The organism is Xanthomonas sp. CFBP 8443 (genome assembly GCF_025666195.1).
Taxonomy (GTDB): domain Bacteria; phylum Pseudomonadota; class Gammaproteobacteria; order Xanthomonadales; family Xanthomonadaceae; genus Xanthomonas_A.
Map to the genome: position 1 here is coordinate 1793889 of NZ_CP102592.1, position 26072 is coordinate 1819960.

At 70.2% G+C, this 26072-nt stretch carries 20 protein-coding genes; 7 read left to right on the forward strand and 13 right to left on the reverse strand.

The window, feature by feature from the left end; all coding sequences use genetic code 11:
• Positions 1-61 precede the first annotated feature (61 nt).
• The 13 genes from metG to trxA form a co-directional block, all read right to left on the reverse strand.
• Complete coding sequence (gene metG / locus NUG20_RS07745) at positions 62-2131, reverse strand: methionine--tRNA ligase (RefSeq protein WP_263397788.1); 2070 nt, start codon at positions 2129-2131, stop codon at positions 62-64.
• A 205-nt stretch (positions 2132-2336) separates the two neighbouring features.
• Entirely contained in the window at positions 2337-2789 is a 453-nt protein-coding gene (locus tag NUG20_RS07750; RefSeq protein WP_263397789.1) for a DUF2147 domain-containing protein, read from the reverse strand.
• A gap of 198 nt (positions 2790-2987) precedes the next feature.
• Positions 2988-6593: an ABC transporter permease/M1 family aminopeptidase gene (locus NUG20_RS07755; RefSeq protein ID WP_263397790.1), complete on the reverse strand. Its 3606-nt coding sequence runs from the start codon at positions 6591-6593 to the stop codon at positions 2988-2990.
• Positions 6594-6606: 13 nt separating this feature from the next.
• Entirely contained in the window at positions 6607-7500 is an 894-nt protein-coding gene (locus tag NUG20_RS07760; RefSeq protein WP_263397791.1) for an ABC transporter ATP-binding protein, read from the reverse strand.
• A gap of 152 nt (positions 7501-7652) precedes the next feature.
• Complete coding sequence (locus NUG20_RS07765) at positions 7653-8048, reverse strand: SMU1112c/YaeR family gloxylase I-like metalloprotein (RefSeq protein WP_263397792.1); 396 nt, start codon at positions 8046-8048, stop codon at positions 7653-7655.
• Complete coding sequence (locus NUG20_RS07770; protein WP_263397793.1) at positions 8045-8410, reverse strand: VOC family protein; 366 nt, start codon at positions 8408-8410, stop codon at positions 8045-8047. Before NUG20_RS07770 ends, NUG20_RS07765 begins: the two co-directional genes overlap by 4 nt.
• 236 nt (positions 8411-8646) lie before the next feature.
• Positions 8647-10524 carry a DUF885 domain-containing protein gene (locus NUG20_RS07775; protein WP_263397794.1) on the reverse strand — a complete coding sequence of 626 codons (1878 nt, stop codon included), beginning with the start codon at positions 10522-10524 and terminating at the stop codon, positions 8647-8649.
• A 294-nt stretch (positions 10525-10818) separates the two neighbouring features.
• The gene (locus tag NUG20_RS07780; RefSeq protein WP_263397795.1) at positions 10819-11592 is read right to left on the reverse strand and encodes a queuosine precursor transporter; all 774 of its coding nucleotides are present in this window, start codon (positions 11590-11592) and stop codon (positions 10819-10821) included.
• Positions 11593-11602: 10 nt separating this feature from the next.
• The gene (locus tag NUG20_RS07785; protein ID WP_263397796.1) at positions 11603-12280 is read right to left on the reverse strand and encodes a DUF502 domain-containing protein; all 678 of its coding nucleotides are present in this window, start codon (positions 12278-12280) and stop codon (positions 11603-11605) included.
• A gap of 333 nt (positions 12281-12613) precedes the next feature.
• Entirely contained in the window at positions 12614-13063 is a 450-nt protein-coding gene (locus NUG20_RS07790; protein WP_263397797.1) for a DUF4442 domain-containing protein, read from the reverse strand.
• Between the two features lie 200 nt (positions 13064-13263).
• Positions 13264-14916 carry a CHASE2 domain-containing protein gene (locus tag NUG20_RS07795; protein ID WP_263397798.1) on the reverse strand — a complete coding sequence of 551 codons (1653 nt, stop codon included), beginning with the start codon at positions 14914-14916 and terminating at the stop codon, positions 13264-13266.
• Positions 14913-16592 carry a FecR family protein gene (locus tag NUG20_RS07800; protein ID WP_263397799.1) on the reverse strand — a complete coding sequence of 560 codons (1680 nt, stop codon included), beginning with the start codon at positions 16590-16592 and terminating at the stop codon, positions 14913-14915. The genes NUG20_RS07795 and NUG20_RS07800 overlap by 4 nt, the downstream gene beginning before the upstream one ends.
• Positions 16593-16752: 160 nt before the next feature.
• Complete coding sequence (gene trxA / locus NUG20_RS07805; protein ID WP_263397800.1) at positions 16753-17616, reverse strand: thioredoxin; 864 nt, start codon at positions 17614-17616, stop codon at positions 16753-16755.
• A 285-nt stretch (positions 17617-17901) separates the two neighbouring features.
• Between trxA and NUG20_RS07810 the strand changes: the two genes are divergently transcribed.
• The 7 genes from NUG20_RS07810 to NUG20_RS07840 all read left to right on the forward strand — a co-directional run bounded on the left by NUG20_RS07810 (position 17902) and on the right by NUG20_RS07840 (position 25760).
• A complete protein-coding gene (locus NUG20_RS07810; protein WP_263398416.1) occupies positions 17902-18474 on the forward strand; it encodes a DUF998 domain-containing protein in 573 nt (190 codons plus the stop codon).
• Positions 18475-18741: 267 nt separating this feature from the next.
• Positions 18742-21384 carry a leucine--tRNA ligase gene (leuS, locus tag NUG20_RS07815; protein ID WP_263397801.1) on the forward strand — a complete coding sequence of 881 codons (2643 nt, stop codon included), beginning with the start codon at positions 18742-18744 and terminating at the stop codon, positions 21382-21384.
• Positions 21385-21535: 151 nt separating this feature from the next.
• A complete protein-coding gene (gene lptE, locus NUG20_RS07820; RefSeq protein ID WP_263397802.1) occupies positions 21536-22120 on the forward strand; it encodes an LPS-assembly lipoprotein LptE in 585 nt (194 codons plus the stop codon).
• Between the two features lie 185 nt (positions 22121-22305).
• Entirely contained in the window at positions 22306-23340 is a 1035-nt protein-coding gene (gene holA, locus NUG20_RS07825; protein WP_185823949.1) for a DNA polymerase III subunit delta, read from the forward strand.
• 50 nt (positions 23341-23390) lie between these two features.
• On the forward strand, positions 23391-24128 hold the full coding sequence (nadD, locus tag NUG20_RS07830; protein ID WP_263397803.1) for a nicotinate-nucleotide adenylyltransferase: 738 nt from the start codon (positions 23391-23393) through the stop codon (positions 24126-24128).
• Positions 24129-24184: 56 nt separating this feature from the next.
• A complete protein-coding gene (gene rsfS, locus NUG20_RS07835) occupies positions 24185-24601 on the forward strand; it encodes a ribosome silencing factor (RefSeq protein WP_263397804.1) in 417 nt (138 codons plus the stop codon).
• Positions 24594-25760, forward strand: a complete 1167-nt coding sequence (locus NUG20_RS07840) for a J domain-containing protein (protein ID WP_263397805.1) — start codon at positions 24594-24596, stop codon at positions 25758-25760. The genes rsfS and NUG20_RS07840 overlap by 8 nt, the downstream gene beginning before the upstream one ends.
• The last annotated feature ends 312 nt before the right edge of the window (positions 25761-26072 follow it).

Sequence of the window (26072 nt, forward strand, 5' to 3'; positions counted from 1 at the left end):
GCGGATCGAGCAAGGGACCCGCTTCAACGAATCCCCAATCCCGACTCCCCAATCCCGGCCTTCAACGCACCGGCATGCCCGGCTGCGCGCCGCTGTCGGCGTCGAGCAGCGCCAGCGCGCCGCCGTCGAAGCCGGCCGACAGGATCATGCCTTCGCTCAGGCCGAAGCGCATCTTGCGCGGCGCCAGGTTGGCGATGAACACCACGTTGCGGCCGACCAGCGTTTCCGGCTCGGCGTAGCTGCCGCGGATGCCGGAGAAGATCTGGCGTTTGCCCAGCTCGCCGGCATCCAGTTCGAAGCGCAACAGCTTGTCCGAACCTTCGACGAATTCGCAGGCCAGCACCTTGCCGATGCGCAGGTCGAGCTTGGCGAAGTCGTCGATGCCGATGAGGCCGGGATTCGGGAGTGGGGATTCGGGATTCGCGGCGGCCTTCGTTTCGGGCTTGGCCGGTGCCGGCTTGGCGGCGGCGGGCGCGGGGGCGAGGGTGTCCTTGGAGGCGTCGGTCATGGCATCGATCAGTTTGGGGTCGATTCGGATGAACAGGGGGGCGTAGGGCTGGATGACGTGCGCCAGCAGCGGCGCGTCGAGGTCTTCCCAGGCGGTGAGCGGCGCGGACAGGAACGCCTCGGCCTCGGCGCTGGTGCGCGGCAGCACCGGCTTCAGCGCGCCGGCCAGCACCCGGAACAGGTTCAGGCCCTGGGTGCAGACCGCCTGCAGCTGCGCCTCGGCGCCCTCCTGCTTGGCGATCACCCACGGCTTGTGCTCGTCGATGTACTTGTTGGCCTCGTCGGCCAGGGCCATGGTCTGGCGGATCGCGCTGGCCGGGTCGTTGCGCTCGTAGGCCTCGCGGATCGGCGCCAGCGCGGCGGCGAAGCGCGCGTACTGCGCCGGGTCCGGCAGCGCGTCGGCCAGTTTGCCGCCGAAGCGCTTGTCGATGAAGCCGGCGCAGCGGCTGGCCAGGTTGACGAACTTGCCGACCAGGTCGGCGTTGACCCGCGCCACGAAGTCGCCCAGGTTCAGGTCCAGATCGTCGACGCCGCCGGAGGACTTGGCGGCGAAGTAGTAGCGCAGCGCTTCCGGCTCCAGGCCCACGTCCAGGTAGGTGCGTGCCATCACGAAGGTGCCGCGCGACTTGGACATCTTGGCGCCGTCGACCATCAGGTAGCCATTGACGTGCAGCCGGGTCGGCGCGCGGTGGCCGGTGCCGTGCAGCACCGCCGGCCAGAACAGGCCGTGGAAGTTGACGATGTCCTTGCCGATGAAGTGGTGCAGTTCGGTGGCGGTGCCGGCAGCCAGGTGCGGCTCGAACGGCTCGCCCAGGCTCGCGCACAGGGTCTGGAAGCTGCTCAGGTAGCCGATCGGCGCGTCCAGCCACACGTAGAAGTACTTGCCCGGCTGGCCCGGGATCTCGAAGCCGAAGTACGGCGCGTCGCGCGAGATGTCCCAGGCGCGCAGCCCGCCCTCGCTGTCCAGCCACTCCATCAGCTTGGCCTTGACCCCGGGCAGGGCCACGTCGCCGGCCAGCCATTCGCGCAGGAAACCGTCGAAGCGGCCGACCTCGAAGAAGAAGTGCTCGGAGTCGCGCAATTCCGGCGTGGCGCCGGAGATCACCGACTTCGGCTCCTTCAGCTCGGTCGGCGCATAGGTGGCGCCGCAGACCTCGCAGTTGTCGCCGTACTGGTCGGCGCTGCCGCAATTGGGGCAGATGCCCTTGATGTAGCGGTCGGGCAGGAACATGCCCTTGGCCGGATCGTAGAACTGCGCCACCGAGCGCCGCGCGATGTGGCCGCCGGCGTCGAGCCCGGCGTAGAACGCCTCGGTCAGCGCGCGGTTGGCGGCCGAGTTGGTCGAGTCGTAGTGGTCGAAGGCCACCCCGAACGCGGCGAAGTCGCGCTCGTGGCTGGCCTGGATGTTGGCGATGAAGTTTTCCGGGGTGACCCCGGCCTTCTCCGCGGCGAGCATGATCGGCGTGCCGTGGGTGTCGTCGGCGCAGACGAACCAGGTGCGGTCGCCACGCAGCCGCCGCGCGCGCACCCAGATGTCGGCCTGGATGTAGCCGACCAGGTGGCCCAGGTGCAGCGGGCCGTTGGCGTAGGGCAGGGCGGTGGTGACGAGAGCGGTGCGGGTCATGGCGAACGGCGATCCAGGGGGATCGCGATTATCGCATTAGTCGTGGAGCCGGGACTCGGGACTGGGGACTCGGGACTCGGAAGTCAAAAAAGGCGCCTTGCGGCGCCTTTTTGACTTTGGAGCTGGGTGGGAACCAGGTGATGTCGTTGACGCCTGCTTTAGCCCGCCTTTCCGAGTCCCGAGTCCCGAGTCCCGAGTCCCGGCTTCACTCCCTGACCCACGTCTGCGTCCGCCCCAGCGCCTCGATGCCGATGTAGCCGCGCATCTGCAGCTTCTTGCCGCCGTCGCTGAGGGTGACCTTGGCCTTGTAGGTCTTGCCCTTGGCCGGGTCCAGCACCGAGCCGCCGCTCCAGGTCGCGGTGCCGTCCGGCTTGAGCCCCCACAGGATGGTCATGCCCTTGATCGGCTTGCCCTTCTGCGCGCCGTCGCACTTGTCGCACAGCGGGTTGGGGCCCTTGTCGGACTGCAGGATCTCGATCACCTTGCCGCTGAGCGTGCCGTTGCCGGCCTGCTCGATCTGCACGATGGACTTGGGCTTGCCGGTTTCGTCGTCGATGGTCTGCCAGCGGCCGACCGGCGAGGTGTCGGCGGCCTGCGCGACGAACGCGGCCAGGCTCAACGGCAGGGCCAGCATCAGGGTCTTGAAGGTGGTGCGCATGTGTCCCCTCCCAGGGTGTGTGCGAAGCGGTCGGCGCGATGCCGACCTGGAGCCGACTGTATACCCAAGCGTATGGTGCTGGGAATCGCCGGCCGCAGGCGGTTCAGCGAGTCGCCTGCGCTGCCGGGCTGGCGGCCGGGGCGGCCGCGCGGCCAGACTGCGGCGCGCGGCACCCCGCCGCCGAAGCGGCGGCGCCGGTTACTGCAGCGTCACCTGCTTGCGGTTGTCGTTCGAGACCCGGTCGATCAGCTTGTTGTACGGATCGAAGCCGGCTTCGCTGGGCAGGCGCTCCACGGTCACGGTGATCGTCGGCGCGGCGGTGGTCACGTGCAGGCGCTGCAGGTACAGCACCTGCTCGTCGCGTTCCTTGCCCGACGGTCCCTTGGCGAAGACGCCGACTTCGATCCAGTCGTCCAGCGCGCCGCCGCGCTCCTTGCCCTTGCCGTCCACATAGTGCTTGGCGGCGTGCAACTGCAGGGTCACGTCGTAGCGGCCATCGGCACGCTTGCGCGCGGTCGCCGCTTCGACCCGGTTGTCGTAGAAGGTGATCTTCTCGAACAGGTCGGTGATCAGCGCTTGCTGCTCGGGGCGTGCCTCGGCGCGGATGAACTGCAGCAACTCGGCCGATGTGGTGTATGGCGGCTGCTGGAAGGCCTTGGCCAGCAGGAACTTGTGCAGCGCGCGGTTCAGCGCCTGCTCGCCGATCTCCTCGCGCAACCGGTAGAACACCAGCGAGCCCTTGCGGTAGTGGATGTACTGCTGGTTCTCCACGCGGTACAGCGGCAGCTCCTCCAGGCTTTCGCCGCCGCGTCCGCTCAGATAGCGGTCCAGTTCGTACTTCAGGAAGCGGCGCATGTGCGCGCGTCCGTACTCCTGCTCCATCACCATCAGCGCCGAGTACTGCGCCAGCGATTCGGACAGCATCGTCGCGCCCTGCACGTTGGCGCCGATCACCTGGTGCGCCCACCACTGATGCGCCACTTCGTGCGCGGTGACGTAGAACACGTAGTCGATATCGTCCGGGTCGCGCAGGTCGGCGATGAAGCCGATCGACTCCGAGTACGGGATGGTGTTGGCGAAGGACTGGGCGAAGCTCTGGTAGCCGGGGAACTCGATGATGCGTACCTGATGATGCTGGTACGGGGTGAAGTGCTGCTCGTAGTAGGCCAGCGACTTCTGCACGCCCTCGATCATCCGCTGCACGTTGTACGGATGCTTGGCGTCGTAGTAGACCTCGATCGGGATGTCCTTGTAGCGCGCCTTCTTCACCTGCCAGCGTGCCGACAGGTAGGCGTAGAAGTTCAGCATCGGCCGGTCCATCGCGTAACTGAAGCAACGCCGGCCCTGGCGCACGAATTCCTTCTGCAGATAGCCGGGCGCCAGCGCGATCTGGTCCGGCGCGGTGCAGATGGTGGTGGCGAAATCGATCCAGTCGGCATCGTCGCTGATATAGGTGTTGGCGCGCGCGGCCTGGTCTTCTAGCTTGGGCATGCGCGTGGGTTCGCCGAGCCCGCGCTTGCGGCGCTCGTTGCGGTCCTCGATCTGCTGCTGCTCGTTGTAGCCGAACCACGGCAGCATGCTGCTGTTGAAGAAGCTGCCGTTGCCCACGATCTCGGTCTGCGCCTGGCGCACGGTGAGCCCGTGCGGATGGCGATCGACACGGAAGCGGAACGTGCGCTGCTCGCCGGGCTGCAGCGGGGTGCTCAGCCGGTAGATGCGGTAGCCCAGCGCCTTGTCGTGCTTGACCAGGGTCTGCCCGCCCAGGTCCACCGCGACCAAGGTGTCGTCGCCATCCTCGCCGCTCATGCCCAGGTGCACGTCGCCGATCGGCGTGGCGTGGGTATTGCGCACGGTCCAGGTGGCGTCCACGACGACCGACTGCGTTTCAGGGTGCAGATCGACCTGGTTGGTCACCGCGACGATGCGCGGTTGCGGCAGGTCCTTGTACTTGCGGTACTCGCGCTCGTAGCGGGCCTGCAGGTCCAGTTCCTGGTCGGGCGAGCGGAACGTGTTGTAGATATTGGTGTTCCAGTAGATCCAGCCGCCGACCGCGGCGAACGCCAGCAGCGACAGCGCGGTCGCGACCCCGGCGCCGCCGCGCAGGCGCTGCCGTGCCAGCCGCAGCCGCTGGCGCGGTCCGTTGCCGACGCCGCGCGGCCAGAACGCGGCCGCCAGCAACAGCAAGGTCAGCAGGAACAGGCCCCAATAGCCTTGCAGCCACAGCTGCCCCGGCAGGAAGTGGCCGAAGCCGTTCATGTCCGAATACGGCGCATTCGGCCAACTGCCGAAGTTGTACAGGCTCTGCGTGTAGTCGAGCATCGACAGCGCCACCTGCCCGATCAGCAGCAGGATCAGCAGCGCATAGCCGAAGAACTTGTTGTTGCTCAGCACCTGCAGCACCAGCGCCATGCCGCCCATCAACACGTAGAACACCGAACCCAGCGCCAGCGTCTTCAGATACAGCAGCGGCTCGATCTGGGTATAGCCCTTGCCCAGCTGCACCGCGACCGAAGCCAGCGCGCCGACCGCCTGGAACGCCGCGATCACCGCGATCAGCGTCAACAGCTTGCCCAGCAGCGGCACCCAGTTCGGGACCGGCATCGCATCGGTGATGCCGTCGATGCGCACGCCGCGTTCCTTCCACACCAGTTCGCCGGCATAGAACAGCACGATGATCACCAGCAGGAAGCTGTAGCTGTTCTGCAGCCCCTGCAGCATGATCGAGGTCACCGGCCAGATGTCGGTGCCGTAGTAGTTGCCGCCGAACAAGGCCTGCGGCACGAAGTTGGCGATGCCGAGCAGCAGCAGGACCACGAACGGCGCGCTGCGGAACACGCCCAGGGTGTCGAAGCGCACCTGCCGCAGCAATTGCCGCCAGCCGGCGCCGTTCTGCGCGAACGGGACGGCTGCCGGCAGTCGCACGGCGCGCGCAGCGATCGCGGCTGCGGCCACGGGCGCCGCGACGGCCGGCGCCGGCTGCTTGCGGCCGAAACGGCGGCGGGTACCGCTGCGTTCGGTGCGGAACAGGGCGAAGGTCGCCGCGAACAGCAGCACCGACACGCCCAGCCACAGCGCACGGTTGGCCAGCAGGTAGCCGCTGAGTTCGGGCAGGTTGTGGTTGCGCTCTTCCGCCGACCAGTAGCGCAGCGTCTGCGCCAGCGCGCGGATGCCGAGCGGGTCGGACAGGGTGGCCGCCCAGACGTTGTCCAGGTCGGCCAGCACCGCGCGGCTGACCCCGTACAGCACCAGGAACACGATGACGCCGACATACACCCACAGGATGTTGCGCGCGGTCACCGCCAGCAGCGACAGCAGCGCGGTGGCGAACAGCACGTTCGGCAGCACCATCACCGCCAGCGTCCACAGGTAGGACGAGACGGCCACCGGCCCCAGCCGGACCGGATCGATCCACGGCATGAACTGGGCGATGAAGATGCCGAACGCGACGATCAGGTACATCACCATGCAGGCCAGCAAGGCTGCGCCGATGCGTCCGACCAGATAGTCGCGGCGCCGTACCGGGCTGGAGAACACCAGTTCGGCGGTGCCCAGCTCGAAGTCGCGCAGCAGCGCATTGCTGACGAACAGCGTGGCCACCAGCAAGCCGATCAGGGTGAAGGCGGTCATCATCGTGGCGACGACCGAGGGCGCATTGCGGTGGACGTTGCCGATGCCGCCGCCGATCTGCACCGCGTCGCTGGAGCTGGCGCCGAAGGCGAGCAGGGCGAGCAGCGCGGCCAGCAGCCACAGCAGGGGGGAACGCAACTGCTCGCGCAGCTCGAAGCGCAGGAAAGCCAGGATCATGGTCGGCGCTCCGTCAGGCGGCCCGCGCCTGCTGGCGCAGGCGCTGGAAATACACGTCCTCGAGGTCGGGCGAGACCGGTTCGAAGCCCGCTTCCGGGCACTCGGCGCTGAACACATGGATCACCGGGCTGCCGGCCACCAGCCGCGTGGACAGCACGGTGAAGCGCGCTTCGTACTCCGCCAGCGCGCTCTTGGCCACCTGCTTGCGCCAGACCTGCTGGCTGAGCGTGGCGATGGCGTCGGCGGGACGGCCGGTCAGCAGGACCTGGCCCTTGTTCATGATCGCCATCGCCGGGCACAGGTCGGTGACGTCCTCGACGATGTGGGTGGACAGGATCACCACCACGTTCTCGCCGATCTCGGCCAGCAGGTTGAGGAAGCGGTTGCGTTCCTCCGGATCCAGGCCTGCGGTGGGTTCGTCGACGATGACCAGCTGCGGATTGCCGAGCAGCGCCTGGGCGATGCCGAAGCGCTGGCGCATGCCGCCGGAATAGGTGCCCAGCTTGCGCTTGCGCGCATCCCACAGGTTGACCTGCTGCAGCAGCCCCTCGACCAGCTCCTTGCGCTGGCGCCGCTCGGTGAGCCCTTTCAGCACCGCGAAATGATCGAGCAGGTCCAGCGCGCTGACCTTGGGATAGACGCCGAAATCCTGCGGCAGGTAGCCGAGTTTGCGCCGCAGCGCGTCCTTGTCGCGCAGCACATCGATCGTCTGGCCATCGGCGGTGGTGAGCGTGGCGCTGCCGGAATCGGCTTCCTGCAGCGTGGCCAGGGTGCGCATCAACGAGGACTTGCCGGCGCCGTTGGGGCCGAGCAGGCCGAACATGCCGTGCGGGATGTCCAGGGTGACGCCCTTGAGCGCATGGACGCCATTGGCGTAGGTCTTGGACAGCTCGCGGATCTGCAGCATGGCGCACCTTCCCCTGGTCGATACCCGAGTATTGGTGCGATCGCGCGTTGCCGCATGCGCCGGAAGTCATTGCCAGCGGCGACGCTACGAGCTGGCTAGTGCGGCTGCGGGTGGATGTGCAACGGGGTCGGACGGCCCAGGCATGGCGCCGCTCAGCCGCCCTCGTACAGCTCCAGCGGCAGGTCGTCCGGGTCGGCGAAGAAGGTGAAGCGGCGCCCGGTGTATTCGTCGATGCGGATCGGCTCGGTGACCACGCCGTGCGCCTGCAGGTGGGCGATGGCCGCGTCCAGGTCGCTCACGCGCAGCGCCAGGTGGCGCAGGCCGCAGGCTTCCGGGCGGCTCGGCCGCGGCGGCGGCGCGGGGAACGAGAACAGTTCGATCTGGGTGCCGTCGGGCAGGGCCAGGTCCAGCTTCCAGGAGTCGCGCGCGTCGCGGTAGACCTCGGCGACCACGCGCAGGCCGAGGACGCGGCAGTAGAAATCCTTCGAGCGCGCGTAGTCGGAGGCGATGATCGCCACATGGTGCAGGCCGCGCAGGGTCAGGCTCATCGGCACAGCGCCTGGCCGAACTGCAGCAGGTGGCCGTCCGGATCGTGGATCGCGAACTCGCGCATGCCGTAGGCGAACTCCTCCAGCGGGTAGGCGATGCGCGCATGCGGCTGCAGCCGCTGCCACCACGCGTCCACGTCGTCGGTGCGGAAGTACAGCGAGCCGGGGAAGCCGGAAACCGCGGCATCGCCCTGCGCCTGGCGAGCGGCCAGCATCAGCGCCAGCGGGCCATGCCGCAGCGACGCCCAGCCGGCGTCCGCGCCGCCACTTTCGATGCGGAACTCCAGCATGCCGGTGTAGAACGCCAGCGCCGCGCCCAGGTCGGCGCTGCGCAGCATCGGGGTCAACGCGGTCAAGGCCATGCGCTGCTGCGTTGCGGAGGGAAGGAGATGAGCCATGCAAGAAGCATAGCGCGGCGTCGGATATCCGGCCCTGAATCGTGCGGGCATGGCGACGTTGGCGTGCGCGGCGCGCGCATCTGCAGCGTGCGTTGGCCGCTGCAGCACGTCGCCGATGCGCTGCAGGAGGGGCTTGTGCCGGTAACGCCCGGTCGGGGCCCAAGCCCCTCCCACGGAAGCGATGTGGATCGCCGCTGTGCTCAGCCCTTCTTGCTCGCCACCCAGCGTTCGATCTTTTCCTGCAGCACGTCCAGCGGCACCGAGCCGTCCTTCAGGATCTCGGCGTGGAACTCGCGGATGTCGAACTTGGCGCCGAGCTGCGCGCGCGCGTAGTCGCGCAGCTGCATGATCTTCATCTCGCCGATCTTGTAGGACAGCGCCTGCCCGGGAATGGCCATGTAGCGCTCGGCCTCGGCTTCGGCATCGGTGCGGCTGGTGGCCGAGTTCTCGAGCATGTAGTCGATCACCTGCTCGCGGGTCCAGCCCTTGCTGTGCAGGCCGGTGTCCACCACCAGGCGGATCGCGCGCCACAACTCGTTCTGCAGGTAGCCGAAGTAGTTGTACGGGTCCTGGTACAGGCCCAGCTCCTTGCCCAGCGATTCGGTGTACAGGCCCCAGCCTTCGATGTAGGCGGTCTCGCCGCCGAAGCGGCGGAACTTGGGCAGGTTGGTCAGTTCCTGCTGCAGGCCGAGTTGGAAGTGGTGGCCGGGAATGGCCTCGTGCAGGTACAGGTCTTCCGCATCCCAGGTCTTGCGGCTGGGCAGGTCGTAGGTGTTGACGTAGAAGATGCCCGGGCGCGAGCCGTCCTCGCTGGGACGCATGTACGAGCCGCCGGCCGCCGACTGCGCGCGGTACGGTTCCACCGGGCGGATCTCGAACGCCGCTTTGGGCTTGAGCGAGAACATGCGCGGCACCGCCGCGTCCACCCGCGTCTCCAGGCCGCGGTAGTAGGTCAGCAGTTCGTCCTCGCTCTTGAAGGTGAAGCGCTTGTCGGTCTGCATGAACTTGAAGAACTTCGGCATCGAGCCGCGGAACTTCACCTGCTTCATCACCGCCTGGATCTGCCCCTGGATGCGCGCGACCTCGTCCAGGCCGATCTGGTGGATCTGCGCCGGGCTCAGTTCGGTGGTGGTGCTCTGGCGCACGTTGTACGCGTACCAGTCCGCGCCGCCGGGCAGCGCGCCGACGCCGGCGGTGCTGCGCGTGGCCGGCATGTATTCGGTGGCGATGAAGCCGCGCAGCGAGCGGTACGCCGGCATGATCCGGTATTCGATCATGCGCTTGTATTCGGCGGTAATGCGCTGCTTCTCGGCCTCGGGCATGTCCGCCGGCAGGTTGCGCACCGGGCCCCAGAACAGGCTTTCCTCGGCGGTGGGCTTGATGATCGCGTCCAGCTGCGGCAGCACCTTCTCCATCAGCGCGCGCGGCTGCACCACGCCGGCCTTCATGCCCTCGCGCATGTTGGCGATGGCCTGGTCGAACAGGGCCGGGATGCCGAGCGCGCGCCGCGACCAGTTGTCGTAGTCCTTGGCATTGCGGAACGGCTGCGCGCCGGTGCCCGAGCCGAGCATCACCATGATGCTGCCGACGTTGTAGAACTGGTTCACCGGCTGCATCCAGCTCGGGTACTTCTCCGACTCCAGTGCGTTGCGCGCGTCGCCGACGAAGATCTCGTAGCTGAGCAGGTCCTGCCCGCTGAGCCCGTCCTTGCCGATCGCCTCGGCCTTGCCCAACCACTGCACAGTGAAGTCGTGCGACTGCTGGCGGAACGCGGGCGACAGGAAGTTCGGCAGTTGGTCGTTGTAGCGGCTGTCGCCCTGGAACGTGGCCTGCAGGGGGTTCAACTTCAGCGAGGCTTCCCAGTAGTCGTCGTACAGGCGATTGAGCTGCTCGGCCTTGCTGCGCACCACCGGCGCTGCGGCCGGGCGCGCCTTCCTGGCCTTGCTGGCCTTGGCGCGGGTCTGCGCAGTCTGCTGTTTGGCGGTCTTTTTCTTGGCCGCGTCCGCCGGTACGGCCAGCGACAGGCTCAGGACGGCGGCGATGGCGAGCGACAGCAGACGGGGAAAGCTGGGCGGCATTGCGGGCTCCAACGACAAGCGAGCACGGGAGCTTGCCCGATCCGCACCGTGGAGGCCACCCATCGCCGCATCCGCGGTCAGCAAAAAGCCGGTGCGGCGCCACGCGGCCGGCGCCTGTGCGGCCTGCTTGCGGCGGTGCGCAGGGCAGGCCGGGCGGATGTCTGCGGCGTTTGCGGCGGCCGTGCGTGCGTGGTCGCCGCAGCGCAGCGGCGACGCTGGCGGCGTGCGAACGGGCCCGCGCCGGGATGCGCAAATGCCGGGCGCGGCGCCGCGCCTGCGCGGCCGGGCGCCGGCTCAGTCGGCCGCAGCTTCCTCGCGCAGTTGCGCGGCGCGGGCAGGACTGAGGTAGTCGGTGATCAGCCGCCGCATCAGGTACAGCAGCGGGATCAGCAGCACCGCCAGCAGCATCTTGCAGATGTAGTTGAGTGTGCTCACCGCCAGGAACAGCGGGATCGACCAGTGCTGCGGGCCGAGCACGAAGGCGATGTAGATGACCACGAAGCTGTCGATCAGCTGCGACACCGCGGTGGAGCCGGTGGCGCGCAGCCACACGTGTTTTTCGCCGGTGGCGTTGCGGATGCGGTGGAACACCGCCACGTCGATCAGCTGCCCGGCCAGGAACGCGACCAGCGAGCCGGCGATGGTCCACAGGCCCTGGCCGAACACCGCGGCGAACGCAGCCTGGTAGTCGGGCACGCCCTGCGCCTGCGCCGCGCCCACCCAGAATCCGGCCGGCGCCAGTGCGATGGCGGCGAACGCGAACAGGAAGCCGTAGCCGATCAGCGCCACCGCCAGCCACGAGATGAAGCGCACCCCGCGCCGGCCGAAGAATTCGTTGATGGTGTCGGTGAGGATGAACACCAGCGGCCACAACAAGGTGCCGGCGGTGAAGTTCATCGAGCCGGCCTGGCCGAACAGGTTCCAGTTCAGCGGCGCGATGCCCAGGGTGTCTTCCAGCGCGAAGATCTTGACCCCGATGAATTCGGCCAGCGCGGCATTGACGCAGAAGAACGCGGCCAGGCCGATGAACAGGCGAACGGCGCGATCGTCGAGCGTGCCGTTGCGCATCTGCCTTCCCTCAGCGGTCCATGGTGCGGGTGAACGGCACGCTGTCCGGCGCCACCGCGCCGCCGGAGATGATGAAGCTCATCGCCTGGTCCACGCTCCAGTCGGTGGGGGTCAGCAGTTCCACCGGCACGATCTCCAGGTAGCCGGAGGTCGGGTTCGGCGTGGTCGGCACGTACACCGCGGCCAGTTCGCGGCCGGTGCCCTGTTCCTTGATCACCCGCGTCACCAGGCCCACCGACTTCATGTCGCGGTGCGGGAAGTCGATCAGCACCACGCGCTGGGTGCTGCCGGGCTGGGTCTGCAGGATGTCCAGCAGTTTGCGCGCGCTGTCGTAGACCACGCTGGCCAGCGGGATGCGGCGCATGATCGCCTCGAACCAGCGCAGCAGGCGTTGCCCGATCACGCGCCGGCTGAGGATGCCGACCAGCAGGATCGCCGCCAGGGTGGCGATCAGGGCGATGGTGTTCTGCACCCACAGCGCGGTGGCCCAGCCCATCTCGCGCGGGAACGAGGCGGCGATGCGCGCCGACAGCGGCACCACCCACGGGCTGCTGATGCCCGACAGCAGCACGAACACGAACTTGACCACGACCCAGGTCAGCCAGATCGGCAGCAGGGTCAGCAGGCCGGTGAGGAACAGCCGTTGCAGGGACGGGCGCGGGTGCGGAGCGGGGGTTTCGGGCGACATCGGCCTAGTGTAGTGGAGCGTTGCGCCGACCGCTGCGCCCGGCGACCAGGATGGCGCACGCCGTGCAGGTGCGATTGGGGAAACAGCGACGCGCGCTTCGCGCTGGCTTCGGGCCACCGGTCGCAGCGAACGCAAGCCCTTCCCGCGGTACGCCCGTGGGCTGGCGCCGGTCCCTGTGGGAGCGACTTCAGTCGCGACGAGCGCAGCGGATGGCCTGCGGACGTCGGGAGTCGTCGGAGCTGTTCGGCTCGACGCCGCATGGAACTCTTCCAGCTAGGCGGCTACGCGATCGACCGAGCCGCGATCGCGGCAGGTGTCGCTGTCGCGCCGCCGTTACCGCGCCGGCTTGCGCTTGACGTACAGCTGCTTGCGCGTGCGCGCGACCACCTCGCCGTGCGCGTCGAGGATCTCGTTGTCGAACCAGCGCAGGTATTTCTCGCCGCCGGCGGTGGCGGTGCGGATCTCGTCCAGCAGCGCGTCGTCGAGGCGGAACTGCGCGGTCACCGTGCCGCGCCCCGGGCGCACGAACTCGATGCTGCCGGCCTTGTCCCAGACGTAGTAGGCGCCGCCCAGGTTCTGCATCGCCAGCAGCATCCAGAACGGATCGGTCATCGCGAACAGGCTGCCGCCGAAATGGGTGCCGACGTAGTTGCGGTTCCACGGCCGCATGCGCAGTTCGACCCGCGCGTAGCGGTAGTCCGCACTCAATTCCACCAGGTGGATGCCGGCGAACAGGAACGGCGGCCACAGGTTCAGGCCCAGACGGAACAACGAAGCATTCATGGCGGATGGAAGGCAGGACGCGGAGCGGCGAGCTTACCATTCGCATGGGTATGGTGCGCCAGGCCTGCGGTGCCAGCGGGTGGCGGCAGCGCAAAATTCCACGCCGGGGTGCGTACGCGCCGGCGTCGCGGTCGCCTATCGCCGGGCGGCGCCCATTGTTGCTTGCCGAGCGCACGCCGAACCATGGCGCGGCTACTGGTTCATCGCTTCGCCAGGCTCTGGCCGGGGGTGCTGCAGGCATAGCCGTCGCGGCCGGCGGTCTTGGCCCGGTACAGCGCCGCATCGGCCTGGGCGAAGAAGTCGCGGTTGCGGGTCTCGGCGTCGACCGTGGTGCTGTGCACGCCGAGGGTGACGGTGATCGGCACCGGGCCTTGCGGCCCTGGCACGGTCAGCTGGCGGATGTCCTCCAGCAGCGCTTCGGCGATCTGGCGCGCGTCGTCCAGCGCGGTGTCGGGCAGGATCATCGCGAACTCGTCGCCGCCGAAGCGCGCGGCCACGTCGTGCGCGCGCCGCGCATGGCGTGCCACCGCCGCGGCGACCAGGGTCAGCGCGCGGTCGCCGCTGTGGTGGCCGAGGGCGTCGTTGTAGCGCTTGAAGTGGTCGATGTCGACCACGATCAGGGTCAACGGCTTGCCGCTGCGCTGGGCCATCGCCAGTTCCTGGCGGAACGCCAGTTCGAAGCTGTGGCGGTTGGCCAGCCCGGTGAGCCCGTCGCGGTGGGCCTGGCGCTGCCAGTGCGCGATGCGCAGGCCGAGCCAGCCGGCCGACACCAGCGTCACCGCCGCCAGGCAGGCGGTCGGCGCGAACCAGCGGCCGCTGGCCAGCGCGCACAGCAGGCTGCCGGCCACGATCAGCGCCAGCATGACCGGCAGCGCCAACCACGGCCAGCGCCGGTGGCGGACCGAATAGGTCATGCCGAGCACGGCGAGCAGGGCCAGCAGCGCCGAGGTGCCGATCTGCTGGTTCTTCGACAGCGGCGTGATCGCATGTCCGCCGAGCAGCATCGCGGCCACGTTGGCCTGGTATTCGGCGCCGTTCATCCAGCTTTCGTGCGACATCGGGGTCAGGAAGCGCTGGCCCAGGCCGGTGGCGCCGACGCCGACGATCACCCGCCGGCCGCGCAGCGCCTGCGCCGGCACGCGGCCTTCCAGCACGTCGACGTAGGACAGCTGCGGGAAGCTGCCGGGCGGCCCGGCGTAGCGGACCCCGACGTAGTCGTCACGGTGCCAGCGATACGGCATCGCGTCGGCGGCCGGGCCGGCGTCGGAGGCCAGTCCGGGCCACGGCGGGGCCAGGCCGGCCAGGGCCACGCCCAGCGCCGGCCAGTGCGCATTGCCCAGGCCGGCGCGCAGGTAGATGCCGCGCGACACGCCGTCGGCATCGATCTCGATGTCGGTATGCGCCAGCCCGGCTGCGGCACGGGCGATGGCCGGCACCGGCAGCAGTTCCTGCGGCATCTCGCCGGCGTCGGTGCTGCTGGTGGTCACCGGCAGCACGGTGTTGCCGTTGCGGCGCAGCGCCGCGGCCAGCCGCGCATCGTTGTCCGGGTCGGCCTGGTCGGGTTCGCTCAGCACCAGGTCCAGCGCCACGCGCTTGACCCCGGCCTCGCTCAGCCGGTCGAGCAGGCGCGCGTGGGTGCTGCGCGGCCACGGCCATTGCCCGAGCGCCTGCAGGCTGCGGTCGTCGACCATCACCAGCACCACGCTGGAATCGGGCGTGTAGCGCCAGTGCGTCACCAGGGTGTCGTAGAGCGTGTTGTCCAGCCGCCACAGGCCGTCGGACAGGCCGAACCCGGCGGCCAGCGCCGCCGCCGCCGCGGCCGCGAGCCAGCGTAGCGGCGTGGGCGCCTTCACAGCAGCAACCACAACAGCAGCGCGCCGGCGCCGCCGCCCAGGTAACAGCCCCGGCACGGTAGCGAGATCACCTGGGTCGGCGAGAACGGCGCCGCGTAGCCGTCGTCGTCCACCTGCTGCACGCGCACGTACCAGGTGCCGCCGCGCGGTCGCGGCAACGAGATCTGCGGGGTGTCGAGGGTGCGGTCGAGCAGCAGCGGCGCGGCGAAGTCCGGCTTGCGCGCGATCTGCACGCGGTAGCGTTGCCCGGGCTCGCCGGCCTGCCAGCGCAGGGTCAACTGGCCCTTGGCCGCTTCCGGCGGTTGCAGCGACGGGTCCAGCGGCGCGTCGCTGATCTGCAGCTGCAGCGGCTGTCCGAACGGGCCCTGGCGGCCCTGCGCATCGCGCGAGGCCACGCGCCAGAAGTAGTCGCCCGGAGGCAACGGCAGCGGTGCGCGCAGCCGGGTGGCGTCGGTCGTGCGTTCGAACACCAGCTCGCCGAACTGGGCATCGCGCGCCAGTTGCAGCACGGTGGCGGTGGCGTCGGCACTGCGGGTCCATTCGAAGCGCGGATGCGGCGTGCGCAGTTGCTGCTGCTGCAAGGGTTGCAGCGTCAGCGGCGGCAGCGGCGTGGCCCAGACCTGCAGCGCCCGTTCGGCGTCCTCGCCTTCCACGCCGGTGGCGGCGATGCCGCGCACCAGCAACAGCAGGCGACCGGTGGGCAGATCGTCCAGCGCGATCTGCGCCTGCGCGGTCTGGCGCGCGAAGCGCAGCACCTGGCGCTGCTCGGCATCCACCGCTTCGACCCGGTACCCGGCCGCGCCTGGCAGCGGCTGCCAGGCCAGCAGGTAGGGCGCGTGGTCGAGGCGGCTGCGCTGCTCGTCCAGCACCGGCGCGGGCAGCAGCCGTTCTTGCAGCGGCGAGGCGTCGGCGGCCATGCGCGAGGCCTCGCCGGGATGCAGCACCTGCCGGCCATGGGGGTTGCCGACCTGCACGACGCCGTGCAGCACCTCGGTGGCGGCCAGCTGGCCGTCGCCGCCGGCGGCGGCGCGGAAGCGGGTGCCGCGCACGCTGCTGGTGCCGGCTGGGGTCTGGATGATGTAGCGCGAGGCCGGGCCCTGGGCCGGGACCACCTCGTTGCTGGCGCGGCCCTGTTCCAGCCGCACCCGGGTATCGACCATGCCGGTGGCGCCGTAGCGGGCGAGCTGGTCGAAGCGCACGCGGCTGTTCTCGCGGACCTGCATCTGCGAGCCGTCGGCGAACTGCACGGTCACGCTGGCCTCGGCCTCGGTCTGCAACGTGGTGCCGATCGGCAGCAGCATGCCCTCACGCACCGGCGCCGTCGCGCTGCCGATGCCGAGCACGCTGGCGCCGCCGCGCAGCGCGATCACCCGCGCCGGCGCCGGCTGCACCCGCAGCCAGGCGATCGGGAAGCGCAACGGCTGCCCCGGCGGCAGCGCATAGGGATCGGCCACGGCGTTGTGCCGGCCCAGGCGCTGCCAGTCCACGCCGGGCTTGAGGTAGAGATCGCGCAGCTGCCACAGCGTATCGCCGGGGCGGACCCGGTAGACCCAGTCCTGTGCGGCCGCCAGAGGCGGAGCCGCCAGGCCTGCGCAGGCCAGCAGCAGCAAGGCGAGCAGCCGCCACACGGGCATCGGCAGGCGGCGACGGGAGGGGATGCGGTTCTGGCTGCTCAACGTCTCGCCCTGGCAAGGACCGGGTGCGCGACGCCGGACGGGCCGGGCCTGTGGATTTCCCCTGGTCGTGATGTCGCGGAGGGAGCCGGACGACTCGTCCGGCCACTGGGTGGCCGAACCGCGGAATCATCGCCAACCGATCCCGTCCGTGACATGAATCTCAGAACAACAGCGCGGACATCTTACGCCGATAGCGCCCGACCAGGTCCTCGTCCTCGATCACCCGGAACGCATCGATCAGCGATTTCTTGGCCAGGCCGTCCTCGAACGCGCGGTCCTGGCGCAGCATGTCCAGGAACTGCTCCAGCGCCGCCTCGTCGTCGCCGGCGATCAGCCGATGCACGCCCAGCAGGTAGCGCGCCTTCAGGTCGGCCGGGTCCTGCGCGATCGCCGCCTGCAGCGCCTCCGCCGGCGGCGCCGCCTGCAGCGCGCTGACGAAGCCCAGCCGCGCCCGCGCCCGCACCGCGCGCTCGTCGGTAGCCAGGTTGGCCGGCAGCGCATCGATCAGCGCCTCCGCCTCGGCGGCGGCGCCGGTCTTCACCAGCGCCAGCGCCAGGTCCAGCTTCAGTTCGTCCTTGTCCGGCTCGGCCGCCACCGCCTCGCGCAGGCGCAGCACCTCGGCGTGCGGGTCCAGCGGCGCGGCGGGCGCGTCCTCCTCGACCTCGGCCGGCGCCGGCAGCGGCACGATGCCGTGCTGGGTCAGGAACTCGCGCAGCTGGCCTTCGGGCATGGCGCCGGGGAAGCCGTCGACCAGTTGCCCGTCCTTGACCAGGAACACGGTCGGCACCGAACGGATCTGGAAGGCGGCGGCGATCTGCTGCTCCTGGTCCACGTCGACCTTGGCCAGTTCGAACGCGCCGTGGTACTCGGCGGCGAGCTTCTCCAGGATCGGGCTCAGGGTCTTGCACGGGCCGCACCAGGGCGCCCAGAAATCCACCAGTACCGGGGTCTGCAGCGATTTCTGCAGCACCTCGGCTTCGAAGGTCTCGGTCTTGGCGTCGAAAACGTGGGGCATGTCGGACATGGGGGCATCGTGGCAGGCGAAGAAGATGGCTTCTATGGTGACAGACCGGCGGCGGCGCAAGGGGGAGCGGCGGCGGTCTGCGCGGTCCCCGCGGCGCACCGTGCCGGCAGCGTTCGCGGACGCCGCGGCGCTTGCCGCCGTGCCGGGCGGGGAGGGTGCCAGCCGCGGCCGCAGCGGCGACAATGGGCGTTTGGCGCGCCGCAGTGGCGTGGCGGCGCAGTGCCGGGAGACAAGGTGACGAACCGATACGATCAGGCGCTGCGCTACGCGGGGCCGTTACTGGCGATGGCCGCCGTCGCTGCGGTGGTGGGCTTCGGGCTGGCGCTGCCGGGCTACCTGCCGTGGTCGCACCCGGTCGCGCTGCTCGGTGCCCGCGGGATACCGCATGCCTGGGCCTTCGACCTGCTGGCGTTCGTGTCGCCCGGGGCGCTGGCGGCGCTGCTGGCGCTGCGCCTGTTGCAGCGCGCCGGCCGCGGTGCGCCGTGGACGCTGCGCGTCGGCGGGCAGGCGCTGCTGCTGGCCGGGCTGGCCTTCGCCGGCATGGGCCTGCTGCCGCTGGACCCGGCCGACCTGGAATCGCGCGCCACTCAGTTGCATGCCAGCGTCTGGCTGCTGTGGGTGGTAGCGCTGGTGGCGGCGGCGAGCCTGCTGGCCGCCGGCGCGTGGCGCCAGCCCGGCGCGCGCGGCTGGGCGCGTACCGCGCTGGCGGTGGCGGCGCTGGCCGCGCTCGGGGCGTTCGCGCTGGACGCGCTGCTGTCGGCGGCGGTGGCGCAGCGGCTGGTGTTCGCGCTGTGGTGGGCGTGGCTGGCGCTGTTGGCCTGCTGGCCAGGTCCGCAGGCGCTGCCGGGCGACCGCTGAAACCCTGGCCGTTGCGCAATCGGTGCCGGTCGCGGGCGGTTGCGACGCGGCACTGGACCGGGCTGGCGCGCTGCCGGCATGCCGCTGCGAGCGGCGTGGCGAGCGTGGATTTCCCCGCAGCGGGCGCGCTGGCGGCCATCGGCGTGCGCGGCGCCGCGCCGCGTCCGGGCAGGCGCCGCCGCCGCCGCTCGTCGCCGGGATTGGAGCCGCTTCCTGCGCTGCGGTACCCTTGTCCGCTTTGTTGCCGCCTGGCCCTTGCCCGTTTCCATGTCCGCCGTCGAGCCCACCGCCTACGACCCGCAGCAGGTCGAATCGTCCGCCCAGCAGTTCTGGGACGCCACCCGCGCCTTCGAGGTCAACGAGACCTCCGACAAGCCCAAGTTCTACTGCCTGTCGATGCTGCCGTATCCGTCCGGTGCGCTGCACATGGGCCACGTGCGCAACTACACGATCGGCGACGTGATCAGCCGCTACCAGCGCATGAACGGCAAGAACGTGCTGCAGCCGATGGGCTGGGACGCGTTCGGCCTGCCCGCCGAGAACGCCGCGATCAAGAACAAGACCGCGCCGGCGAAGTGGACCTACGCCAACATCGAGCACATGCGCAGCCAGCTCAAGTCGCTGGGCTATGCGATCGACTGGTCGCGCGAATTCGCCACCTGCCGGCCCGAGTACTACGTGCACGAGCAGCGCATGTTCACCCGGCTGATGCGCAAGGGCCTGGCCTACCGCCGCAACGCGGTGGTGAACTGGGACCCGGTCGACCAGACCGTGCTGGCCAACGAGCAGGTCATCGACGGCCGCGGCTGGCGCTCCGGCGCGCTGGTGGAGAAGCGCGAGATCCCGCAGTGGTTCCTGCGCATCACCGACTACGCGCAGGAGCTGCTGGACGGCCTGGACCAGCTGCCGGGCTGGCCCGAATCGGTCAAGACCATGCAGCGCAACTGGATCGGCCGCTCCGAAGGGCTGGAAATCCAGTTCGAAGTGCGCGACGCCGACGGCGCCGCGCTGGATCCGCTGCGCGTGTTCACCACGCGCCCGGACACGCTGATGGGGGTCACCTTCGTCTCCATCGCCAGCGAGCATCCGCTGGCGCTGCATGCGGCCAAGTCCAACCCGCAGCTGGCCGCATTGCTGGCCGAGCTGAAGCAGGGCGGGGTGTCCGAGGCGGAACTGGAGACCCAGGAAAAGCGCGGCATGGACACCGGCCTGGTGGCGGTGCATCCGGTCAGCGGCGAGCAGGTGCCGGTGTGGGTCGCCAACTTCGTGCTGATGGGCTACGGCACCGGCGCGGTGATGGCGGTGCCCGGCCACGACCAGCGCGACTTCGAGTTCGCCAACAAGTATGCGTTGCCGATCCGCCAGGTGATCGCGCTGAAGGCGCCGAAGAACGACGAGGAGCGCAGCTGGGAACCGAGCGTCTGGCGCGACTGGTACACCGACAAGACCCGCGAGTTCGAACTGGTCAACTCGGCCGAGTTCGACGGGTTGGATTATTACGGCGCGTTCGAGGCGCTGGCCGAGCGCTTCGAGCGCAAGGGCCAGGGCCAGCGCCGCATCAACTACCGCCTGCGCGACTGGGGCGTCAGCCGCCAGCGCTACTGGGGCTGCCCGATCCCGGTGATCTATTGCGCCAGCTGCGGCGCGGTGCCGGTGCCGGAAGACCAGCTGCCGGTGCTGCTGCCGGAGAACGTGGCGCTGAGCGGCACCGGTTCGCCGCTGAAGACCGATCCGGAATGGCGCAAGACCACCTGCCCGCAGTGCGGCGCGGCGGCCGAGCGCGAGACCGACACCTTCGACACCTTCATGGAGTCGAGCTGGTACTACGCGCGCTACACCTCGCCCGGCGCCAAGGACATGGTCGACAAGCGCGGCAACTACTGGCTGCCGGTGGACCAGTACATCGGCGGCATCGAGCACGCGATCCTGCACCTGATGTACTTCCGCTTCTTCCACAAGCTGTTGCGCGATGCGCGCTTGGTCGACAGCGACGAGCCGGCGACCAACCTGCTGACCCAGGGCATGGTGATCGCCGAGACCTACTACCGCGACAACGGCGACGGTTCCAAGGAGTGGATCAACCCGGCGGAGGTGGACGTGCAGCGCGACGAGCGCGGCCGCATCGTCGGCGCCAGCCTGATCGCCGACGGCCAGCCGGTGCAGATCGGCGGCACCGAGAAGATGTCCAAGTCCAAGAACAACGGCGTGGACCCGCAGGCGATGGTCGGCAAGTACGGCGCCGACACGGTGCGCCTGTTCTCGATGTTCGCCGCGCCGCCGGAGCAGTCGCTGGAGTGGAACGAGGCCGGCGTGGACGGCATGGCGCGGTTCCTGCGCCGGCTGTGGGCGCAGGTGCACAAGCACGTCGCCGACGGTGCCGCGCCGACGCTGGACGTGGCCGCGCTGGGCGCCGAGCACAAGGCGCTGCGGCGCAAGACCCACGAGACCATCGGCAAGGTCGCCGACGACTACGGCCGCCGCCACAGCTTCAACACCGCCATCGCAGCGGTGATGGAGCTGACCAACGCGCTGGCCAAGTTCGACGATGCCAGCGCGCAGGGCCGCGCGGTGCGCCAGGAAGCGCTGGAAGCGGCGGTGCTGCTGCTCAATCCGATCACCCCGCATGCCAGCCATGCGTTGTGGCAGGCGCTGGGGCATGCGCCGACGCTGCTGGAAGACCTGCCGTTCCCGCAGCCGGACCCGGCCGCGCTGGTGCGCGACGCGCTGACCCTGGCGGTGCAGGTCAACGGCAAGCTGCGCGGCACCATCGAGGTCGCCGCCGACGCCCCGCGCGAGCAGATCGAGGCGCTGGCCCAGGCCGAACCCAACACCGCCAAGTTCCTGGAGGGCCTGAGCATCCGCAAGATCATCATCGTGCCGGGCAAGATCGTGAACCTGGTGGCGGCGTGAACCCTCGCGCCGCGCGCGTCGCCGGCGCACACCGCGCTCCGGCGCCGTGTGCGCCCGCGCACGCCGCTGCACGTCTCAACCCTCGTTCACGCGGCATCCGGCAGGCTAGCCGCCTGTTGCCGCGCCCAGCCGGCTCCTCCAGACTGTGCCCATGACCCGACTCCTGCTCGCCCTCGTCCTTGCGACGTCCCTGACCGCCTGTGGTTTCCACCTGCGCGACAAGCTGACCCTGCCGGCCGGCACGCCATCGGTGAAGGTGGTCTCCTCGGCGCCGTACAGCGAGCTGGTGAAGCTGCTCGAGCGCGGCCTGCGCGCCGCCGGCGCCGAGATCGCGCCGAAGGACGTCAACACCGGCGTGGCGCGCCTGGAAGTGCTGTCCGAACGCTGGGGCGACCTGCCGATCGCGCTCGACGCCGAAGGCCGCGCGCAGGAATACAGCCTGCGCTACGCGGCGATCTTCGTGTTCCGCCGCGCCGACGGCAGCGAGCTGGTGCCGCAGCAGGTGATCGAGCTGTCGCGCGACTACGTGTCGCCGCCGACCGACGCCACCGGTACCACCACCGAGCGCGAGATCCTGGCCGACGAACTGCGCCGCGAGATGTCCGCCTCGATGCTGCGCCGGATCGACAGCGTGGTGCGCGCCGAAGTGCGCGCCGGCAAGGACGTCAACGCCGCGCCGCCGGCGGCGACCGGAACGCCGGTCGAAGGCAAGCCGGCGACCACGCCGCAGCCTTGACCGCCTGGGTCATGCTGTCGCCGTCGCCCGTGGCCGGCGGCGCGCCTTGCGCGCGCACAAGGCCCGGCGCGCGGGCGCTGCACGCTTGGCAGCGGCAGCGCACCTGCGGCGCAGCGGCGCGCCCGAACGGCGGATGCGGCGGCATGGCCGCTCCCAACCGCGCCGACAGGGCGTAGGCTGCCGCCATGGAATTGCGCCCCGAACAACTCGTCACCCAGCCGGCCTCGCAGCCGCTGCACCCGGTCTACCTGATCGCCGGCCCGGAAACCCTGCGCGTGCTCGAGGCGGCCGACGCGGTGCGCGCACGCGCGCGCGCCGAAGGCATCGGCGAACGCGAGGTGTTCGATGCCGATGGCCGCGATTTCGACTGGAGCCAGCTGTATTCCAGCTTCAACGCGCCGAGCCTGTTCAGCCCGCGCCGGCTGATCGAACTGCGCCTGCCCAGCGGCAAGCCGGGCAAGGAAGGCGGCGAGGTGATCAGCGCGTTCTGCGCCGATCCGCCGCCGGACGTGGTGCTGCTGATCACCTGCAACGAATGGAGCAAGGCGCACCAGGGCAAGTGGGCCGACGCGGTCGGCCGGCTCGGGGTGATCGCGGTGGCCTGGGCGATCAAGCCGCACGAACTGGGCGACTGGATCGAGCGCCGCCTGCGCAGCAAGGGCCTGCGCGCCGATGCCGGCGCGGTGCAGCGCCTGGCCGAGCGGGTCGAGGGTAACCTGCTGGCGGCCGCGCAGGAGATCGACAAGCTGGCGCTGCTGGCCGACGGGCAGAGCCTGGATGTGGCGGCGATGGAGTCGCTGGTCGCCGATGCCGCGCGCTACGACGTGTTCCGCCTGGCCGAGGCTACCCTGGCCGGGCAGGCGCCGGCGGTCGGACGCATGCTCGCCGGGCTGCGCGCCGAAGGCGAAGCGGTGGCGGCATTGCTGCCAATCCTGATCAAGGAACTGCTGCGCACCGCGGCGCTGGCCAAGGTCCAGGCCGCCGGCGGCAACCTGGCCGCTGAGATGAAGGGGCAGGGTATCTGGGAGTCGCGCCAGGCGCCGTTCAAGCGCGCCCTGCAGCGGCACGCCGAACCGCGCCGCTGGGAACGCTTCGCCGCCGAGGCCGGACGCATCGACCGCATCGCCAAGGGCCGCGCCGACGGCGACGCCTGGATCGCGCTGGAGCGCCTGCTGCTGGCCATCGCCGAAGCGCGGGCGGTGCGGTTGTTGGTGGTATGAGTAGGGGCGGGACCGGGGACCGGGGACCGGGGACCCGGAAAAGCGGAAATTTGGCGAGGGCACGCGCTCTAGATTTTGCTGTTCCCGGGTCCCCGGTCCCGGGTCCCCGGTCCCCAAAGCTCCACCTCATCTACGGCGGCACCTTCGACCCCATCCACAACGGCCATCTGGCGATCGCGCGGGCGGCGCGCGAGGCGTTCGGGGTGCCGGTGCGGTTGATGCCGGCGGCCGATCCGCCGCATCGCCCGGCACCCGGGGCCGATGCGCGGCAGCGTTGCGAGATGCTGGCGCTGGCGATCGCCGGCGAGCCGGGGCTGCTGCTGGACCGGCACGAACTGCAACGCGCGCTGGCGCAGCCGGGCGTGGCCTCGTACAGCATCGATACGGTGCGCGAGCTGCGCGCCGAACTCGGCCCCGCCGCGCCGCTGGCGCTGCTGGTCGGTGCCGACAGCTTCGTCGGCTTCAACGGCTGGCGTGACTGGCGCAGCCTGCTCGACGCGGCGCACCTGGTCGTCGCCGACCGCGCCGGCAGCGGCTGGGAGCGCGCGCTGCCGGCCGAACTGGCGCAGGCGGTGGCGGGGCGCTGGGCGTCCTCGCCGCAGGCGCTGGCCGCGGCGCCGGGCGGCCGGCTGTGGTGCCTGCGGCAGCCGCTGCGCACCGAATCGGCCAGCCAGGTGCGCGCGCGCATCGCCGCCGGCGGCGACTGGGCGCCGCTGGTGCCGGCCGCGGTGGCGGACTACATCCGTGCCGCCGGACTGTATGCGCCGGCCCCGGCCGCGGCCAGCTGAATACGCGTCTTCGCGCAGTTCCCTATAATTCGCCCCATTCCATCGAGTTCGCACCTTTGTCCAGTCAACAAGCCCACGTCATCAAGACCCAACTTCCCAACCCGCCGCCGCCGTTGCCGGTGCTGCTGGCCCATGTCCGCAACGCGCTGGAGGAACTCAAGGCCAAGGACGCGGTGGAAATCGACGTGCGCGGCAAGTCCAGCGTCACCGACTACATGATCGTCGTCTCCGGCACCTCCACCCGCCACGTCAAGTCGATCGCCGACGAGGTGATCAAGCACGCCAAGAAGCTGGACGTGATGCCGCTGGGCGTGGAAGGCGAGCGCGAGGCCGAGTGGGTGCTGGTCGATCTCGGCGACGTGGTGGTGCACGTGATGCTGCCGCGGGTGCGCGAGTTCTATGCGCTGGAGCGGTTGTGGACGGTCGGCGACCAGCCGCCGAGCGACGCGGACGACGACGCGCGCGATGCCTGATCCAACGCACCGGCGCGACGCTGCGCCGGTGGCGGATGCAACCCCGGACCTGGTGCTGTCGGCCGCGCTGGCCCGCGCCGGCAGCGCGCTGCGCAGCGCCGCGGGCGCGCGCTTCGACACGCTGGTCGCGCAACTGGAACGCAGCCGCGGCGAACTCGCCGCCTGGCGCGAGGCCTTGCCGCGCTGGCAGCAGCGCTTCCACGAACAGGTGCAGCCCTTGCTGCAGCGGCGCGACCAGCTGCACGCCGAGCGCGTGCTGGCGCTGGACGCGCTGTGCATGGCGCAGAAGCTGGGCAAGGCCGACCGCGCCGCGCTGTCGGCGCAGATCTGCCTGTTGGCCGAGCCGTTGATCGAGGATGCCGGCCTGCTCGAGCTCAAGCCGCTCCACGACCGCCACGCGGACACGCCGTTCGACCAGCGCATCGCCGCCTCCGATGCGGCGCTGCGGGCGATGATCGCCGCGCATTTCGGCGAGGACGCCGACGCGCTGCCGTACCTGGCGACGCCGCAGGCGCTGTTCGAGCGCCTGCAGCAGCGCCGCCGGCAGACCCAGGCCGCGGCGTCCGCGCGCAAGGCGAAGCAGGCGCGGCGCGCGGCGTCGGCCGCGCCGGTGCCTGCATTCGATCCGCAGACCGCGCTGCGCGAGCTGTACCGCCGGCTGGCGGCGGCGCTGCACCCGGACCGTGAGGCCGATCCGCAGCAGCGCGAACGCAAGACCGCGCTGATGCAACGGCTCAACGCCGCCTATGCCGACGCCGACCTGCTCGGCCTGCTCGAATTGCAGCTGCAGGCCGGCCAGCTGGACGCCGCCGCGTTCGCGACGATGGCCGATACCCGCATCGAGCGCTACAACCGCATGCTCGGCGAGCAGCTACAGGCCACGCAGGACGAACTGCGGCGCATCGACGCCGCGTTCAAGGCCGACTACGCCGTGTTCGGCACGCGCCGGCTCAAGCCGGAACGGCTGCAGGCGGCGATGGCCGAGATCAAGCGCGCACTGCAGGACGAGATCGACGCGCTGGCCGAGGATCTGCGCGAGCTGCAGCACGCGCCGAGCCTGCGGCACTGGCTCAAGCGACAGGATGCGCAGCCGCCCGAGGTGACGCGCGAAGCCCTGCTGTTCCAGGCCATGCTGGACGACGCGCAACGCGACGACTAGGCGCGCGCTGGACGGCACACGTGTCGTGATCGTGGCGACGGCGCTGACCTGCGTCTATGTGGCATCGGTCTGGCCGCAGCAGGTCATGGTCATCACCGGGACGCGCACGAATGCCGTACGGCATCCTTGGACCACAATCGCTTCAGCAAACGCCTGCGGCTGCGAATGCGCGAGTCGAAGACGCTCGCGAGTGCGTCGCTATCCGCGAAAAATGCGTTGGCCGGGTGGATCGGCGCTGCGCCGAGCGTCGCCGGCGGCACGCCGGGGACGGCGGCGCCTCGCGGGCGCCGTCGTCGCTTTGCGGCGGCCGCG